Source organism: Staphylococcus croceilyticus (assembly GCF_002902575.1).
In the GTDB taxonomy this organism is placed as follows: domain Bacteria; phylum Bacillota; class Bacilli; order Staphylococcales; family Staphylococcaceae; genus Staphylococcus; species Staphylococcus croceilyticus.
Window position 1 is genome coordinate 1 of sequence record NZ_PPRD01000026.1, and the last position, 18923, is coordinate 18923.

General features: G+C 32.7%; 16 protein-coding genes. 13 read left to right on the forward strand and 3 right to left on the reverse strand.

Annotation, left to right across the window (positions count from 1 at the left end):
- The first annotated feature begins 332 nt into the window (after positions 1-332).
- The 3 genes from CD128_RS04585 (at position 333) to CD128_RS04595 (ending at position 2771) form a co-directional block, all read left to right on the forward strand.
- The gene (locus tag CD128_RS04585) at positions 333-1124 is read left to right on the forward strand and encodes a phosphotransferase family protein (RefSeq protein WP_103328883.1); all 792 of its coding nucleotides are present in this window, start codon (positions 333-335) and stop codon (positions 1122-1124) included.
- A 13-nt stretch (positions 1125-1137) separates the two neighbouring features.
- On the forward strand, positions 1138-1782 hold the full coding sequence (trmB, locus tag CD128_RS04590; RefSeq protein ID WP_103328884.1) for a tRNA (guanosine(46)-N7)-methyltransferase TrmB: 645 nt from the start codon (positions 1138-1140) through the stop codon (positions 1780-1782).
- 167 nt (positions 1783-1949) lie between these two features.
- Positions 1950-2771: a YtnP family quorum-quenching lactonase gene (locus CD128_RS04595; protein WP_103328885.1), complete on the forward strand. Its 822-nt coding sequence runs from the start codon at positions 1950-1952 to the stop codon at positions 2769-2771.
- Between the two features lie 296 nt (positions 2772-3067).
- Here CD128_RS04595 and CD128_RS04600 read toward each other — a convergent pair whose 3' ends face one another.
- Positions 3068-3385, reverse strand: coding sequence for a PepSY domain-containing protein (locus CD128_RS04600; RefSeq protein ID WP_103328886.1), 318 nt, complete (start codon positions 3383-3385; stop codon positions 3068-3070).
- A gap of 79 nt (positions 3386-3464) precedes the next feature.
- Here CD128_RS04600 and CD128_RS04605 point away from each other — a divergent pair, with 79 nt between their 5' ends.
- From CD128_RS04605 to ccpA, 10 genes are all read left to right on the forward strand, one after another.
- Positions 3465-4544, forward strand: coding sequence for a M42 family metallopeptidase (locus CD128_RS04605; RefSeq protein ID WP_415239152.1), 1080 nt, complete (start codon positions 3465-3467; stop codon positions 4542-4544).
- A gap of 16 nt (positions 4545-4560) precedes the next feature.
- Positions 4561-4872, forward strand: a complete 312-nt coding sequence (locus CD128_RS04610) for a thioredoxin family protein (protein ID WP_103298306.1) — start codon at positions 4561-4563, stop codon at positions 4870-4872.
- Between the two features lie 135 nt (positions 4873-5007).
- On the forward strand, positions 5008-5868 hold the full coding sequence (locus CD128_RS04615) for a DUF1444 domain-containing protein (RefSeq protein ID WP_103328887.1): 861 nt from the start codon (positions 5008-5010) through the stop codon (positions 5866-5868).
- Between the two features lie 12 nt (positions 5869-5880).
- A complete protein-coding gene (gene ytpR, locus CD128_RS04620; RefSeq protein WP_103328888.1) occupies positions 5881-6477 on the forward strand; it encodes a YtpR family tRNA-binding protein in 597 nt (198 codons plus the stop codon).
- Between the two features lie 20 nt (positions 6478-6497).
- Positions 6498-10391 carry a DNA translocase FtsK gene (locus CD128_RS04625; RefSeq protein ID WP_103328889.1) on the forward strand — a complete coding sequence of 1298 codons (3894 nt, stop codon included), beginning with the start codon at positions 6498-6500 and terminating at the stop codon, positions 10389-10391.
- 21 nt (positions 10392-10412) lie between these two features.
- Complete coding sequence (gene murC / locus CD128_RS04630; protein ID WP_103328890.1) at positions 10413-11726, forward strand: UDP-N-acetylmuramate--L-alanine ligase; 1314 nt, start codon at positions 10413-10415, stop codon at positions 11724-11726.
- 75 nt (positions 11727-11801) lie between these two features.
- Positions 11802-12317: a DUF948 domain-containing protein gene (locus tag CD128_RS04635; protein WP_103298311.1), complete on the forward strand. Its 516-nt coding sequence runs from the start codon at positions 11802-11804 to the stop codon at positions 12315-12317.
- Between the two features lie 75 nt (positions 12318-12392).
- Positions 12393-14270 carry a smooth muscle caldesmon gene (locus CD128_RS04640; protein ID WP_231917261.1) on the forward strand — a complete coding sequence of 626 codons (1878 nt, stop codon included), beginning with the start codon at positions 12393-12395 and terminating at the stop codon, positions 14268-14270.
- Positions 14271-14501: 231 nt separating this feature from the next.
- A complete protein-coding gene (locus tag CD128_RS04645) occupies positions 14502-15593 on the forward strand; it encodes a bifunctional 3-deoxy-7-phosphoheptulonate synthase/chorismate mutase (RefSeq protein ID WP_103328891.1) in 1092 nt (363 codons plus the stop codon).
- A 339-nt stretch (positions 15594-15932) separates the two neighbouring features.
- Complete coding sequence (ccpA, locus tag CD128_RS04650) at positions 15933-16922, forward strand: catabolite control protein A (RefSeq protein ID WP_103328892.1); 990 nt, start codon at positions 15933-15935, stop codon at positions 16920-16922.
- A gap of 60 nt (positions 16923-16982) precedes the next feature.
- On the opposite strand, the gene CD128_RS04655 is transcribed toward ccpA, so the two are convergent.
- A complete protein-coding gene (locus CD128_RS04655) occupies positions 16983-18137 on the reverse strand; it encodes an acetoin utilization protein AcuC (RefSeq protein WP_103328893.1) in 1155 nt (384 codons plus the stop codon).
- A 30-nt stretch (positions 18138-18167) separates the two neighbouring features.
- On the reverse strand, positions 18168-18800 hold the full coding sequence (locus CD128_RS04660; protein WP_103328904.1) for a GNAT family N-acetyltransferase: 633 nt from the start codon (positions 18798-18800) through the stop codon (positions 18168-18170).
- Between the last annotated feature and the right edge of the window lie 123 nt (positions 18801-18923).

Sequence of the window (18923 nt, forward strand, 5' to 3'; positions counted from 1 at the left end):
CTATTAGCCTTAAAATATGTTATAATATGACTTAAAGATTAATCGTTATTGAGCTTTATTTTAACTAGTAAAATGTATCTTTTTGTTTCTCATTTTCAGTTGAAAAAGCTAGCTAAAAATTATAAAATCATCAGTGAGTGATTAAAGCAGTAGAAAGTTTATTAAACCAATTTATTACATAATAAACTAAATGAACAGTTAAAAATAATTAAGTTCAAAATATAAATAAATAATCGTGAAAGTCCATTTTGCGATTATAATAAATTAGAATATATGGCTCTTGAAAACTATATTTCTCGAGCCATTTTCTAATTGAAAGTGAGGTGAACGAGTTGGAGCAATTTTATCAGTTAGGATGGACACTTGATTCAGCAGGTGGTGCATCGGGCGAAGCGTATATGGCCGAACAAGATGGGCAAAAATTATTCTTAAAGCGTAATTCAAATCCATTTATCGCAGCCTTATCAGCAGAAGGTATTGTACCGAAATTAGTTTGGACAAAGCGTATTGAAACGGGTGAAGTCGTTACTGCACAACATTGGAAGAATGGTCGCGAATTAGAACCTTCAGAAATGTATCAAACGCGAGTAGCGGAACTCTTGAAAAAGATACACGGTTCAAAACCATTATTGAATATGCTTAAACGTATGGAAATGGAACCTATTACGCCAACAATTATGCTAAATAAAATTAATGCTTCATTATCAAGAGAAGTGTTAACACATCATGTTGTACGTAAAGCCCTTACTTATTTAGAAGAGCACATTCCTAACTTAGATTCTCGTTTCTTCACGGTAGTTCATGGCGATGTTAATCATAACAATTGGTTGTTATCTGATCGTGATGAATTATTTTTAGTGGACTGGGAAGGCGCAATGATAGCAGATCCCGCTATCGACATTGGCATGTTGCTTTACAACTACGTTCCTGAATATAAATGGTCTCAATGGTTCAAAACCTATGGGGTAGAAGAAAGTATTGATTTAAATAAACGTATGAAATGGTACACTGTGATTCAATCTATTGGTATGGTGCAATGGTATGAAGAGCAAAAAAGATTCAAGGATATGAATACTTGGTTAAAATTTTTAAATGAAGTTATGAATAGTAACTTATTTATATAAGGAGATTTCATGTATGAGAGTTCGTTATAAACCATGGGCGGAAGATTATTTAAAAGATCATCCGGATTTAGTAGATATGGATGGTGCACACGCAGGTAAAATGACTGAATGGTTTGATAAGACACAACCTATTTACATTGAAATTGGTTCAGGTATGGGTCAATTTATTACTACATTGGCAGCAAAACATCCCGAAATTAATTTTGTGTCAATGGAACGCGAAAAAAGCGTAATGTACAAAGTATTAGATAAAGTTAAAGAGCTTGAACTCACTAATTTAAAAATGATTTGTAATGATGCAATCGAGTTGAATGAATATTTTAAAGATGGTGAAGTATCACGTATATATCTAAACTTTTCAGATCCATGGCCTAAGAAACGTCATGCGAAACGAAGACTCACTTATCATACTTTCCTAGCATTGTATGAACAAATTCTGAAGGACGACGGTGAAATTCATTTTAAAACAGACAATCGTGGATTGTTTGCATTTAGTTTAGAAAGCATGTCTCAATATGGTATGTACTTTACTAAATTGAACTTAAATCTTCATGATGAAGATGATGAGGATAACATCCTTACAGAATATGAAAAGAAATTCTCTGAAAAAGGCTCACGTATTTATCGTATGGAAGCTAAGTTTCATAAAAATAAATAATTTAACTATCGTATCGCACAGTTATTATAATTGTGCGATATTTTTTGTTTTCAATGATTGAAATTAGACTGAAATGGCTAAACATATAAGTAAAAATTGATGTTTAATATGTCTTTATGCAGAAGATATGAATATTTTATTTTCAAAAAGAGAAGGGGAAATGAAATATGAAATTAGGAAAATTCGATATTAATTATTTAAATGGTGGTACGACTAAGATGGATGGAGGCGCCATATTTGGCGTAGTGCCCAAACCATTATGGTCTAAAAAGTATGAAGTAAATGATAAAAACCAAGTACCTAATTTAACTTATCCGATATTAATAGAAACTGGAGATAAAAATATTCTAGTGGATGCTGGAATAGGTAACGGCAAATTAAGTGAAAAGCAACTGAGAAATTATGCCGTTGATTATGAAAGTAAGATAGATGAGGAGCTTAAGCATCATGGATTAAGCGCGGATGATATTGATATCGTGTTAATGACGCACATGCACTTTGATCATGCTACTGGTCTAACGGATGTTGAAGGAAATGCCATCTTCAAAAATGCTTTGCACTATATTCAACAAGATGAGTGGCACGAGTTTATTAGTCCGAATATTCGCAGTCAAGCAACTTATTGGGAGAAAAATCGTGGTACATATGAAGAGAATATGTTGTTGTTTGATAAAGAAATCGAAGTATATCCTGGCATAAAAATGATGCATACTGGTGGCCATAGTTATGGTCAATCCATTGTGATGATCGAAAGTGATGAAGGTAAAGCCGTGCATATGTCAGATATCTTTCCAACACATGCGCATAATAATCCTCTATGGGTTTGTGCTTACGATGATTATCCAATGCAATCTATTCGTGAAAAAGAGCGGTTAATTCCTTATTTTATCAGAAATGATTATTGGTTTTTATATTATCACGATAATAAATATTTCGCTGTTAAATATGAAAATGATGGAAAAACAATTAAAGAGAAAATTAAAAGATAAAATGATGCATAAGTTGGAATTAAGACAGGTTAAATTTTAAGAATATTAAAGCGTTCGCTTGTTTATATAAGAGTAGAGGCTGGGACATAAATAATATAATGATGCTATTTTGCAAATTCGCAGTAGCTGACTGAACTGAGAAGGCGCTTAAATCAAGCTTTTCTCAGTTCTAGTCAGGGGCCCCAGCACAGGGACTTTCGATGAGAAAGTCTACAAACAAAGCAAGCTGGGAGTGGGACGACGAATTCAAAAAGAATTCTGTCCCACTCCCTACTCATTTTATATGTGTAGTTTTTTTATAATTCTTCAATAGTTAAAATTTCGCCAGTGTAAGCATCTGCATAGAAGATATATTCTATAATTTTATTGTGCTTATCTTGCGTGATGCCACCTTGATAAATTAAGCGATTAGGATATTTATTATTGTCGACATATGCTTCGTGTAGAATGTATGAACCTCTTATATTCATGAAATAAGATTTCGCTTCGTCTAACACTTTACTTGGCTGTTTGACTTTTTTATTTTCAAAAAGATAATAAAACAAAATTGCTGTAGACACTCCAACTGTTAGGACTACAGGAATTGTGATGAATTTAATAGTTTGACGTGTCATAATTTCTTACCTCTCTTAATTAGTTCGTATCATTAGTTTACCATATTCAAAATGATATAATACATTTAAGGAGCGTGTTATGAAAATGCAAAACGACAATACATTGAAAAGAATTCAAACATTAACGGAACTGCATGGCGCGCCTGGCTTTGAAGACGACGTGCGTTCATATATGAAACAAGAAATGGAACCTTATGTAGATGAATTTATAACTAATCACATGGGTGGTTTCTATGGAATAAAGAAATCTAAAAAAGAAAATGCAAAACGCGTGATGATTGCTGCGCATATGGATGAAATTGGGTTTATGATTACGAATATTACGTCGAATGGAATGATTCAATTTACAAATCTTGGTGGCGTGGCTAACGATATATGGCAAGGTCAACGCTTGCAAGTTAAAAATAGAAATGGTGAACACATTATCGGGGTTGTTTCAAACATTCCAAAACATTTTAGAACAGGCAACGAAGCGGTGCCTGAGATTAAAGATTTAATGTTAGATATTGGTGCAGAAAGTGCAGAAGAAGTACGTGAACGTGGAATTGAAATAGGTGATACCATCGTACCTTATACTCCTTTTACTCAATTATCAGAGCATCGATTTAGTGCGAAAGCATGGGATAATCGATATGGTTGTCTCATTGCTATAGAGATATTAGAATTGTTAAAAGATGTCGAGTTGGATGTCGATTTATATGTTGGTGCCAATGTCCAAGAAGAAGTTGGTTTAAGAGGGGCAAAAGCAGCGACAGAAATGATTAAACCTGATGTTGCATTTGTAGTGGATTGTTCTCCGGCGAATGATATTAAAGGAGTACAACAGCTTTCAGGCGAATTAGGTGGAGGTACGCTCATCCGTATCAAAGATGGTACCATGATTCTTCAACCTAACTTTAAGAATTATTTATTAGGTTTAACAAATGAACATAACATTAATCATCAATACTATATTTCACCAGGTGGCACTGACGGGGGAGAAATCCATAAAGCAAATCAAGGTGTACCTACTGCTGTGATAGGCGTATGTGCAAGATATATTCATAGTACAGACGCAGTATTTGATATTAGAGATTATTATTCAGCACGTGAATTACTACAACAAGCTATTTTAAATTTAGATGATCAAACAATAAAACAATTACAATATCAAGATTAATACAAGGAGAGATATAATGATTAAATTAGAATCTGAACAACAATTTGAAGAATTGAAAAAAGAAAATACTGTCTTTGAATTTACTGCAGGATGGTGTCCAGACTGTCGAGTAATTGAACCAGATTTACCAAAACTTGAAGAAAAATATACAGATTTTAAATTTGTATCAGTAGATAGAGATGAATTTATCGATTTAGCTATTGAAAATGATATTATGGGTATTCCAAGCTTTTTAGTCTTCAAACAAGGTGAACTAGTAGGAAGCTATATTGGAAAAGAACGCAAATCAATTGAACAAATTGATGAATTTTTAAGTCAATACAAGTAATATTTCATAATAGCGAATTTGTACCTCATTTTAAGTGAGAAAATAGAATTCTATTTAAGTTATACTTTGATTTCTCTGTAATTAGGTGCTTATTTATTGTAAAATATTATAAGGTGCGAAATAGGAGTGTTAAGAATGAATGTCTTTCAAATGAGAGATAAAATTAAACAACGTTTGAGTAGCTTAGATGTCGACTTTAAGTTCGATCGCGAAGAAGAAACGTTACGTATTTATAGACAAGACAATCATAAAGGCGTCACAATTAAATTAAATGCGATTGTTGCCAAGTATGAAGAACAAAAAGAAAAAATTGTGGATGAAATCGTTTATTATGTCGAAGAAGCAATAGCCCAAATGGATGATGCTAGTCTTGATAAAATGCAAGATATTCAAATTATGCCAGTCATTCGTTCAGCGAGTTTCGATAAAAAAACGAAAGAAGGTCATCCGTTTATTATTGAAAAGCATACCGCAGAAACTAACATTTACTACGCACTGGATTTAGGTAAATCTTACCGTTTGATTGACGAAAGTATGCTAGAACAGTTAGGTTTAACAGAACAACAAGTCAAAGAAATGTCTTTATTTAATATTCGTAAATTACAAAATAAATATAAAACAGATGAAGTAAAAGGAAATATCTTTTATTTCGTGAATTCTAATGATGGATATGATGCAAGTCGTATTTTAAATACTAAATTTTTAGATGATATTTATAGTCAATGTGAAGGTGAAATGTTAGTAGCCGTTCCACACCAAGATGTACTTATTATTGCAGATATTCGCAATAAAACAGGGTATGATGTGATGGCACATTTAACTATGGAATTTTTCACTAAAGGATTAGTTCCTATCACATCATTATCTTTTGGTTATGAAAAAGGACATTTTGAACCTATATTTATTTTAGGTAAAAATAACAAACAAAAACGCGATCCAAACGTCATTCAACGCTTGGAAGCGAATCGTAAAAAGTTTAATAATAAAGATAAATAGAGGAGAGTTACAATGAATTTATTTTATAATAAAGATGGGGTAGGGGACGTAGCATTCCTACAAATTGAACCTACTAATGGCCCATTTGAATATGACAAACATGATGAGATCGTTGTTATCAAAGATGGAGATAAAGTAGTCGGTTTTAATATTTTTGGATTCTCTAACTACTTCAATATTCAAGAAAATGGTTATATCAAATTAACACCAGAATTACTTGACGCATTACAACAAGCAATCGATAAATCAAATGTTGATTATAAATTAGATGCAGATTTATCACCTAAATTTGTCGTAGGATATGTTGAAACTAAAGATAAACATCCTAATGCAGATAAATTAAGCATTTTAAAAGTTAATGTAGGAAATGAAGACTTACAAATCGTATGTGGTGCACCAAATGTAGAAGCAGGACAAAAAGTAGTAGTAGCTAAAGTAGGCGCTGTTATGCCAAGTGGTATGGTTATTAAAGACGCTGAATTACGTGGTGTTGCTTCAAGTGGCATGATATGTTCTATGAAAGAATTAAACTTACCAAATGCGCCTCAGGAAAAAGGTATCATGGTACTATCTGACGATTATGAAGTCGGTCAAGCATTTTTTGATTAAAAAAGGAAGGATGTGAGTGTATGAGTTGGTTTGATGAATTATTTGGTAATGATAATAATTCGAATGAAGAATTATTAAGACGTAAAAACAAACGTCGTCAGGACTCAAAAACACAAATGAATAATGATAATGCATTACTTCCTGAAAATGATGATATTTATGGCCGACCAAAAGGTAAGTTTCGTTTCCCGATAGATGTTGGTAGAGATACTGATGAAGCTGAAGATGCTATATATCAAGAAAATAGCAATGAAAATGAAAACTATCATACTGATGCTTCATACAATAACGAAGATTTATATGATTACGGTTCATATCATTATGATGACTTTAATCAAGTTGCTGAGCAAACTCAAGGTTATGACAGTGCTCAAGATACAAGAAGACGTCGTAGAAGAAAACATACGAATCATGATGATACGGGTGTTCCTTCAATTAAAGAAAGACCCTCACATAGACGTGAAAATGCTTCCGCTCAATCAGGTTCTAATCAAGTAAATTCTCAAAGAAGTAAATACTCTACTTCTCAACGAAATTCTAATGATCATGAGCGTGTGAAATTACAATCCGAGCGTTTTAAATCAAGTTATAATACACGTCCTCAAACTACATATCATAAGTCGAGCTTTAAAACTTCTGACGTGCCTTCTGCTATTTTTGGTACTAAAAAACGTCGTCCTATAAGAAATGGCGTGATACCACCTGTAGAAGATTCAGAGGATAATAAAGCTGATTCAACTAAAGGTTATGCGAATACTGCAGAACGTGTTTCTCATAATGAAGAAAAATCTCAAGAAACATTTTTAAAAAATAATAATATGAGTGCGTCAAAAGAAGAAAATAAACATTCTACTGTGAATGAAGCTTCTGATAATACAATGAGTAATACTGAAAGCAACCAGGCTAGCTCTTCGTATGAAAAAACACCTAATTATTCTCAAAAAGATAATACTATCAATATCGAAAATATTTATGCTTCACAAATTGTTGAAGAAATTAGAAAAGAAAGAGAACGTAAAGCACATCAAAAACGTAAGTTTAAAGAAGCTTTACAAAATAAACGTCAACAAACGAATAATGAAGATGATGATATTCAAAAAGCAATTGACGAAATGTATGTGCAACAAGCTAAGCAATATACAGGAGAAAGTTCACTGGACGATGCATCATTCGATGAAACTACAGAGCATTCATCCTTAGCAAATGAGAATGATAAAGATAGTGCAGTTGAAGCGGCATCTCATGATATGTCTCAAGTGTCTAAAGAAGATACTGATGACATGGAGCAGCAAGTTGAGGAGCTAAATGCATCATCATACAATTATGAGGAAATAGATTTAAACCAAGTTCCAAGCATTCAACAAGTGAAAGATGAAGATGTACAAGTTGAAAATGTCCAAGAAGATAAAAAACAAAATGAACCAGAGAAGGATTCAGTACAGCAGTTAGATGACTCTACTCAACTAATTTCTGAACAAGAACCAACATTGGTTGATAATGAAAGTGACGAGCATATTGATAACGCTTCAAACGAAGATGATAACGTTCATGATAATTTCGAAGATTATGAAGAGAAAAATTCTGGTGAAACTGATGAAACAACTATAGATGAGGCGAATTATCGTGAACTTGATAACGCTCATGATGAATCTCATGAAGCGCAAGAAGATAATTTAGCTGAAAAATCGACAGATACTTCTGTATCTCAAGATGATTCAAGCATGAGTGATCATCGCTCAAATTCATCTCAAACGCAACATGAAACGAACGATTTCGTTCAAAATGCGGTTGAATCAGACACGGAATATGCAACGAAACCTCATGAAGAATCAGATACGAAAGAAAATAGTGTGAGAGATTCATCTAGTGATGGTTATAACTCAGAGGACCGTTCTCAAGCAATAAAACGAGATATAGAAGACGATAACGTTTCGAATGTTGATGATACTGTAGCTAACAAAGCAACAACAGATGAGCATCAAAATAGTGATAAAAATCAGCTTGAGCAACCTAAAAAATCGCTTAAAGAGTCAATTAAGCCTGGTAGCAAGCCATTTAACGTAGTCATGACACCGTCAGACAAAAAACGTATGATGGATGCTTTCAAAAAGAAATCACATAAAGTATCAGTACCTGAATTGAAACCAGAAACGAAAGCTAAAAAAGAAGAAAACAATACTTTTTCTACAACGCTAAACAATGAAGGTAGAGTAGAAAAGTCAGACTCTAATGATAATCAAATCGATGAGCAACAGGCTGATAATCAGTCGAATAATGCAAATCAGGAAGAATTAAATCGTTCTCAGACAACATCTAGCAATCCTCAAGAAGTAGCTAGTGACCATAGTGTGGATAACACTACTGAAGCGTCATTTTCAACGGAAAGTCCTGCAAATCAAGAATCTACAGTTCAGAAAGAAAGTAATGCAGCAACTTCAAATGAAACAAGTGGAATTACTGAAGATAATAATCAAGCAAATTCTGCTCACTCTGAAGCATCTAAACCCGCTATTCGAAAAGGGCCAAACATTAAATTGCCAAGCCTAGATTTATTAGAGAACCCTGAAACGCATGAAATTGATGAAACTTGGATTGAAGAGAAAAAGCAAGAATTAAATGATGCGTTTTACTATTTCAATGTGCCTGCTGAAGTTCAAAATGTTACAGAAGGCCCAAGCGTTACTCGATTTGAATTAGCGGTAAAAAAAGGTGTTAAAGTTTCTAGAATTACCGCATTACAAGATGACATTAAAATGGCGTTAGCTGCAAAAGATATTAGAATTGAAGCACCTATTCCTGGCACAAGTTTAGTCGGTATTGAGGTACCTAACCAAAATCCAACTAAAGTTAACTTGAAATCCATTTTAGAAACAGAGGAATTTAAAAATGCTGAATCTAAATTGACTGTAGCAATGGGTAATCGCATTAATAACGATCCATTGCTTATGGATATTGCTAAGACGCCTCATGCGCTTATTGCGGGGGCTACAGGTTCAGGTAAGTCTGTTTGTATTAATAGTATCTTAATGTCACTACTGTATAAGAACCACCCTGAAGAGTTAAGGTTATTATTAATTGATCCGAAAATGGTGGAACTTGCTCCATATAATGATTTACCACATTTAGTGTCACCAGTTATCACTGACGTAAAAGCTGCGACACAGAGTTTAAAATGGGCAGTAGAAGAGATGGAACGACGCTACAAATTATTTGCACAATACCATGTTAGAAATATTACAGCTTTCAATAAAAAAGCGTCATATGAGCAAAGAATGCCAAAAATTGTTATTGTTATTGATGAGTTAGCTGATTTAATGATGATGGCACCACAAGAAGTTGAGCAATCTATCGCAAGAATTGCTCAGAAAGCACGTGCATGTGGTATCCATATGCTTGTCGCAACTCAAAGACCATCTGTGAATGTTATTACAGGATTAATTAAAGCTAACATTCCTACACGTATCGCGTTTATGGTGTCATCAAGCGTAGATTCACGTACTATTTTAGATAGTGGTGGCGCAGAACGATTGCTAGGTTATGGCGATATGCTTTATTTAGGTAGTGGTATGAATAAACCTATACGTGTCCAAGGTACATTTGTGTCAGATGATGAAATCGATGAAGTGGTTGATTTCATTAAAGCGCAAAGAGAGCCAAATTATTTATTTGAAGAAAAAGAATTATTGAAAAAAAATCAAACACAAGCTCAAGATGAACTATTTGATGATGTATGTGAATTCATGGTAAAAGAGGGACATATTTCTACTTCCTTAATTCAAAGACATTTTCAAATTGGATACAATCGTGCAGCTAGAATCGTAGACCAATTAGAACAGTTGAATTATATTTCTGGCGCTAATGGTTCTAAACCAAGAGATGTATATATTACAGAAGAAGATTTAAAGAAAGATTAATTTAAAAGGAGTTTTATGGTTATGACGCATTATCATTTTGTTGGTATTAAAGGCTCAGGAATGAGTTCTTTAGCACAAATCATGCATGATTTAGGACATGAAGTGCAAGGGTCAGATATTGAAAATTATGTATTTACAGAAGTAGCATTAAAAAATAAAGGAATTAAAATTCTTCCATTTAGTGCTGAAAACATTAAAGAAGGCATGGTAGTAATACAAGGTAATGCGTTTCCAGATACACATGAAGAAATCGTTAAAGCCCATGATTTAAAATTAGATGTTATTAAATATCATGACTTTTTAGGACAAGTAATTAGTCAATATACCTCTGTAGCGGTAACTGGTGCTCATGGTAAAACATCTACTACAGGTTTATTATCTCATGTAATGAATGGTGATAAAAAAACATCATTCTTAATTGGTGATGGTACTGGAATGGGATTACCTGCAAGTGATTATTTTGCATTTGAAGCATGTGAGTACCGTCGTCACTTCTTAAGTTATCACCCAGATTATGCCATTATGACTAATATTGATTTCGATCATCCAGATTATTTCAAAGGTATTGATGATGTGGCTGATGCTTTCCAAAATATGGCACGCAATGTTAAAAAAGCCATTATCGCTTGGGGAGACGATGAACATTTAAGAAAATTAGAAGCAGATGTTCCAATTTATTACTACGGTTTAAGTAAAAACGATGATGTTTATGCAGACAATATTCAAATTACTGATAAAGGAACGCAATTTGACGTTTATATCAATGGTGAATATTATGATCAATTCTTAACGCCTCAATATGGTGACCATAACATCCAAAATGCGCTTTCAGTTATTACTATTAGTTATTTAGAAAAAATGAACGTGAATAACATCAAAGAGGCATTAGAAACATTTGGTGGTGTAAAACGTCGCTTTAATGAAACAAATGTTGCTAAACAAGTATTAGTAGACGATTATGCTCACCATCCTAGAGAAATTAGTGCTACAATTGAAACAGCACGAAAAAAATATCCTAACAAAGAAATCGTAGCAGTATTTCAGCCACATACATTTTCAAGAACACAAGCTTTCTTAAATGAATTCGCTGAATCATTAAGTAAAGCTGACCATGTATTTTTATGTGAAATATTTGGTTCTATTCGAGAAAATACTGGAGAATTAACTATCCAAGATTTAATAAACCGTATTGACGGATCTGCATTAATCGATGAAAATAATATTGACGTATTAGAACAATTTAAAGATGCTGTTATTTTATTTATGGGTGCTGGAGACATTCAAAAGCTTCAACGTGCTTATGAAGAAAAAATTGGCATTACAAATGAATTTTAATATGTTTATATATAATTATGTTGGGTATTAATAATTAATGACTTTTATTTTAAAAGTAATTAGGAGGCGTTTTAAATGGATTGGATTTTACCAATTGCTGGAATTATCGCTGCAATTGCATTCTTAATTTTATGTATTGGAATTGTTGTAGTTTTAATTTCAGTTAAAAAGAATTTAGATCATGTGGCTAAAACACTAGATGGTGTTGAAGGTCAAGTTCAAGGTATCACTCGTGAATCAACTGACTTACTTCACAAAGCAAATCGCTTAACTGAAGATATTCAAGGTAAAGTTGAACGTTTAAACTCTGTTGTTGATGGCGTAAAAGGCATTGGCGACTCAGTTCAAACTTTAAATAGTTCAGTTGACCGTGTAACTAACTCAATTACACATAACATTTCTCAAAATGAAGATAAAATTTCTCAAGTAGTTCAATGGTCAAATGTTGCAATGGAAATTGCTGACAAATGGCAAAATAGACACTACCGTAGAGGAAGTGCAAACTACAGAGCAAACTCTGTAGCTAATGATGCAAACCATGCAAATCATTCAAATGAAAATTACACTACAAACGTTGAGAAAAACTTTTAATTAATATGATTCAATCAAATGCACTTAAATGAGGTTTGTACTTGTTTAAGTGCATTTCTTATAGGAGGAATTAGCATGAGTAAGAAATATAATCGCGATGCGTTTGAAAAACATAACTCAGGTAATGACTTACATGGCCAAGGTGCCAATCAACAAGATGATGCAGCGCAAACAAATGCGACAAAACATTATGATAGAGACGCATTTGAAACAAATAACACAGGCAACGACTTACATGGCCGAGGTGCTAATCAACAAGGTGATGTAGCACAAACAAACGCGACAAAACATTATGATAGAGACGCATTTGAAACAAACAACACAGGCAACGACTTACATGGCCGAGGTGCTAATCAACATCAAAACGCACAATATACAAATGCAACAAAACACTATGATAGAGATGCATTCGAAACTAATAATACTGGTAAAGACTTGCATAATAGAGGAAGAAATCAAAATAATCAGGTTACTTCAAATTCTCGTCATCAGTATACTTACAACACTAAAAATTCAAGAAAAGACTTTGTTGTAAGCTTTATTACAGGTGCTTTAATTGGTTCTGCTATTGGCTTATTAACTAAATCAAAAGCTCAAGATAAAATCGATCAAGCTAAAGCTAAAGAACAAGAGTTTAAAGATAACTATCATCAGATTAGACGTCAAGCTGAAGAAAATATTGAAAATGTAAAACAAAAAATTGATGACTTTAAAAATAGAAAAAATTTAAATATCACTTCAGATGAGTTAAAAGCACAACAAAATGCGATTAAAGCAGAAACATCAAATGATTTAGCAGACCAATCACCACAAGCACAAGAGATTCAAGATGCTAAAGTTGATGCTATGCGTAAAGAATCTCATCAAAGAAATAATGAAAGTAATAGCGCAGAGGAAATTGTTGCTCAACAAAATGCAATCAAAGCAGAAACATCAAGTGATTTAGCAGATCAATCACCACAAGCACAAGAAATCCAAGAAGCAAAAGCTGAAGCTAAATCAGATAAAACACAAGAAAACGCAAGTGCAACAGAATTAGCAGCACAACAAAATGCGATCAAAGCAGAGACTTCAAGTGATTTAGCAGATCAATCACCACAAGCACAAGAAATCCAAGAAGCGAAAGCCGAAGCTAAATCAGATAAAACACAAAATAATGCAAGTGCAACAGAATTAGCAGCACAACAAAATGCGATTAAAGCAGAGACTTCAAGTGATTTAGCAGATCAATCACCACAAGCACAAGAAATTCAAGAAGCAAAAGCCGAAGCTAAATCAGATAAAACACAAGAAAACGCAAGTGCAACAGAATTAACTGCACAACAAAACGCAATCAAAGCAGAAACATCAAATGATTTAGCAGATCAATCACCACAAGCACAAGAAATCCAAGAAGCAAAAGCCGAAGCTAAATCTAACGATAAAGTAACTGCTAAAGAACTTGCTGCACATCAAAGTGCTGTTAAAGAAGAGGCTGCTGAAAATAATTTATCTAGCCTTTCAGTTACAAACAAACAAGATATTAATCAATTATCTTCAGCTGAAAAATTAGCTAAAGCTGCTAACTCTAAAAAAGAAAAATTAGCTAATGACAAAAATGTAGCGAAAAAGACAAAAGAATTATTAGCTAAAGCACCTGTTGCTAAATCTAAGAATAATAAAATTCCTATGTTAGTAACTAAAAAATACAATAGAGATGAAGCACATTTAAAAAATAACCAAAGTCATGCTTCAGCTAAATTCGATAAAGGTGTTATTACGCACGATACAGATAAAAATGCTAACGGTTCAAAAAAACAACCAAATAAAAAGCAAAACAATAAAAAACAAAATAACAAAAAACAGAATAACAACAAACCAAATAATAAAAAACAAAATAATAAAACACCTAAACAACAACAAAGAAGTGAAAAAGCTAAAAGTAAAATAGATAAACGTACTTTTAATGATTAATTATTAAAGTATATTGCAAAAGAGTAATGCAAATTTAACTTGCATTACTCTTTTTATTCTTCAAAGGTATAATAAACTATATAAGTGTTAGACAATTCTAAAATTTTAGATAATTTATTTATCAATACGGTTGAACAACTGACATCTAATTGTTAGAATACTAATTAAATACTATTATTTTATCGCTTTAAAGTAATATATAAGTAAGGAATTTTATTGAGGTGAGTAAGAATGTCAACTAAGTTAGAACAATACAGAGAAGAGATCGTTTCGATTAACTATCAAATTTTAGAGTTATTATCTAAAAGAGGAGAATTAGCGAAAAAAATCGGTGAGGAAAAAATTAAGCAAGGAACAAAAGTATATGACCCTCAACGTGAAAAAGAAATGATTAATCAATTGATGGACCGTAACCAAGGACCTTTTGATGATAATGTGATCAAACAGTTATTTAAAGAAATCTTTAAAGCATCAACAGATTTACAAAAATCTGAAAATGAAAAACATTTATATGTTTCACGTAAATTAAAACCTGAGGATACTATAGTTAAATTTGATAATGGTGGTATTATAGGTGATGGCAATAAATCATTCGTTTTTGGTCCATGTTCAGTAGAATCTCAAGAACAAGTAGATGCAGTCGCAAAAGACTTACAAGCTAAAGGCGAAAAATTTATTAGAGGTGGCGCATTCAAACCTCGTACTTCTCCATATGACTTCCAAGGATTAGGTGTAGAAGGTCTTAAAATATTAAAAAATGTCAAAGATAAATTTGGTCTTAATGTAGTAAGTGAAATTGTTAATCCTGCTGATTTCGAAATTGCTGACGAATATTTAGATGTATTCCAAATTGGTGCACGTAATATGCAAAATTTCGAACTATTAAAAGAAGCAGGACGTACTAATAAACCAATCTTATTAAAACGAGGATTATCAGCTACAATTGAAGAGTTTACGTTTGCTGCTGAATATATAGCTTCACAAGGTAACAAAAATATTATCTTATGTGAACGTGGAATCCGCACATATGAGAAAGCAACACGTAATACACTTGATATCTCTGCAGTACCGATCTTAAAACAAGGTACACATTTACCTGTTATGGTTGACGTAACACATAGTACAGGACGTAAAGATATCATGTTACCTACGGCAAAAGCTGCTTTAGCAGTAGGGGCAGATGGTGTTATGGCAGAAGTTCATCCTGATCCATCAGTAGCGCTTAGCGATAGTGCACAACAAATGGATTTAAATGAATTCGATAAATTCTATAATGAATTAAAACCACTTGCTGAAATGTATAATTCTAAGCAACTTAAATAAAATTAAGTTATTAAAATAAAATATTTTAAATAGTTTAAGCTATTCATTTTACTAAGAAAAGTAAGTATTTTATAATATTACTTTCTGGTTAAGAATGAATAGCTTTATTTATTTTAAATCCGTATAAAAAATCTAGGCGGAAAAATATTAAAAATTTTTATGAAAAAAAGATTTATAAGAAACTATTAATATAGCGTAATAACTATTTTAATATTAAATTTTGACATAAATGTGAATAAATAAATAATTTATTTAACGTAAACCATTTTTATGATAAACTTTGAAAATGTAATGAAAACACGTTATAATAGTAAATAAAACGCTTACAAGGAGGATATTATGACAGTAACGATATATGATGTTGCGAGAGAAGCTCGAGTATCGATGGCGACCGTTTCACGCGTAGTAAATGGTAATCAAAATGTAAAACCTGAGACTCGTAAAAAGGTAAATGAGGTTATTAAACGCTTAAATTATAGACCAAACGCTGTTGCAAGAGGATTGGCTAGTAAACGTACGACAACTGTAGGCGTGATTATCCCAGATATCTCAAATATTTATTATTCACAATTAGCACGTGGTATTGAAGATATTGCCATTATGTATAAATACCACTCAATTATTTCTAATTCTGATAATGATCCTGAGAAAGAAAAAGAAATTTTTAACAATTTACTTAGTAAACAAGTAGATGGAATTATCTTCTTAGGAGGAACAATTTCAGAAGAAATTAAAGATTTAATTAATCAATCATCAGTTCCTGTAGTTGTTTCTGGTACAAATGGTAAAGATGATAATATTGCTTCAGTTAATATTGACTTTAAAGAAGCAGCGAAGGAAATCACTGAACACTTAATTGAGTCAGGCGCTAAAGATTTTGCTTTAGTTAGCGGAGATTATTCTAAAAAAGCACAAGAGGACGTACTTGCTGGCTTAAGAGAAGCACTTGAACAGAATGATCTTAAATTAAATGAAACGTTACAATTATCTGGTTCTGAAAGCTATAAAGATGGTATTAGAGTCTTTGATGAAATTAAAGATAATTTGCCTGATGCTATTTTATCAATTAGTGATGAACAAGCAATTGGTATTTTGCATAGTGCTTTAGATGCAGGTATAAAAGTTCCTGAAGACTTACAAATCGTTAGCTTTAATAATACACGTTTAGTTGAAATGGTAAGACCTAGATTATCAAGTATTATTCAACCTTTATATGATATTGGTGCAGTAGGCATGCGCTTACTAACTAAATATATGAATGAAGAAGAAATTGAAGAGCCTAATGTGGTTTTACCTCATCGAATTGAATATCGTGGTACAACGAAATAATTGCATATGATTGCGAGTTACGACAACGTAACTCGCAATTTTTTATGTAACCACATCATTTTAACTATACCAATCAATAATGCGTTGAGCACGTTCTAAGTTTTTTTCTGAAATTATTTTAGACCTCAGTACAGGTTGATAATCTCGATAATCTTCTGTCCATTGTTTCGCTAATTTAATTGGTGAATAGGTATTCCATTTTGTGAGCCACTTTTCAGGAAGAGGGCCGCTACGTATAGGCTCATTTATAAGGGCTAAAAATATATGACTCCAAGCACGTGGCACGACTTGCCAAATGTTATAACCACCGCCTCCAAACATGATAACTTTACCATTTGTATAATCATCAGTGAATTGTTTAATAATATAGGGGATTTCATATAATGTTTCTAAAGAACAACTAAGGTGCGTTAAAGGGTCTAAATAATGAATATCGACACCATGCACGCTCAAGATGATATCTGGTTTGAATGACTCAATCACGCTTTTAATAGTAGTTCTCAAGATATTTAAATAATTATCATGTTCAGTATAAGGTTCTAATGGCAAATTGACAGTATAGGCGAATCCTAAATCTTCGCCTCTTTCGGTATAATGTCCTGAACCAGGAAATAGAAATTTACCAGTCTCGTGAATGGAATAACACATGATGTCATTACTAGTATAAAAACTCCATTGCGTCCCATCTCCATGATGGGCATCCGTATCAATTATCATGACGCGTTGATGATAATGAGTAGCTAAATATTGAGCTGTTACTGCTACATCATTATAAATACAGAAACCATTAGCGCGTCCTGGTAAACTATGATGCAAACCACCACCTAAATGACAACCATTTTGCACGGTGCCATCCATGATACCGTCTGCTAAATTGAGTGCGCCACCCACGATTCTGGCACTATGTCGGTGCATATGTCTAAATTGAAATGTATCTTCAGTATTCAGGCCATATTTTTGAGCTTCAGTTTCACTTAATATGCCATGTGAGGCATGTTTAATCGCTTGAATGTAATCATACTGATGGACGAGAGCTAGTTCTTCTTCAGTCGCAATTCTAGGACGAATGATATGTTCTTTTGTTAAGACATTCATATTCTGAAGCAGTTCAGTTGTTAACTTTAACCTCATTTGGTTAAAAGGATGATCGTTATTGAAGCGGTAGTTTAGCAGTTCCTCTGAATAGACATAGCCTGTTTTATTTGTAGAAATCATTTAAGTCACACTCCTTTCACTTTTCTCTTTTTAGAAAAGAAAACGATTCTTATATCTTAAATCATCAAACGCTTGTTGTTGGTCAAGAGAAATTCTGCTACCTATTCTAGCCATTAAACAATTAGCAGGATGACTTGTAATTTCTGGATCATCCGTCGCAAAAACTTCTAAACCACCTTTAGCCATTAATTTCTGCATCATTTTTTTATAATCAAAAACGTTTAATTTAGCTTGAGCTAAATCCCAATGCCAGTAGTATTCTGTAGTTAACACGATATAATCTTCAAATTCATCTTGAGAAAGACTTTGAGAAATAAGTTCTCCTCCTATGTGATATTGTCTATAATCTTTATGGACTTCAATTGCACCTAATTCAATCAGATAAGGCAGATGACCTTCAGACCATCGTTCAAAGTCATCAGGATAATGATAGGTTACATAACCAATTATATGTTGATTTATTCTCGATATATAGATACGTCCTTCAGGTAATTGAGTGATTTCTAATAGTGCAGCAAATTGATCTTGAGAAGGGCGAAAGGCATTTAATGCTTCATCAAAAGTTAATTGTTTTAAATCTTCATACGCGATAGGACCTTCAACAACTATGTTGAAGTGATCAAATTTCATATGCTTAGTGATGTATGTTTTTTTATGTTTCATGTCTTTCACATCCATTTCACCTAATGATTAATCATATTATATAATTTTTAGTTTAATATACAACTTATAATGTAATAATTATCTAAAAATTTTTAATAACACAAAAATTGAGGTATAATACTT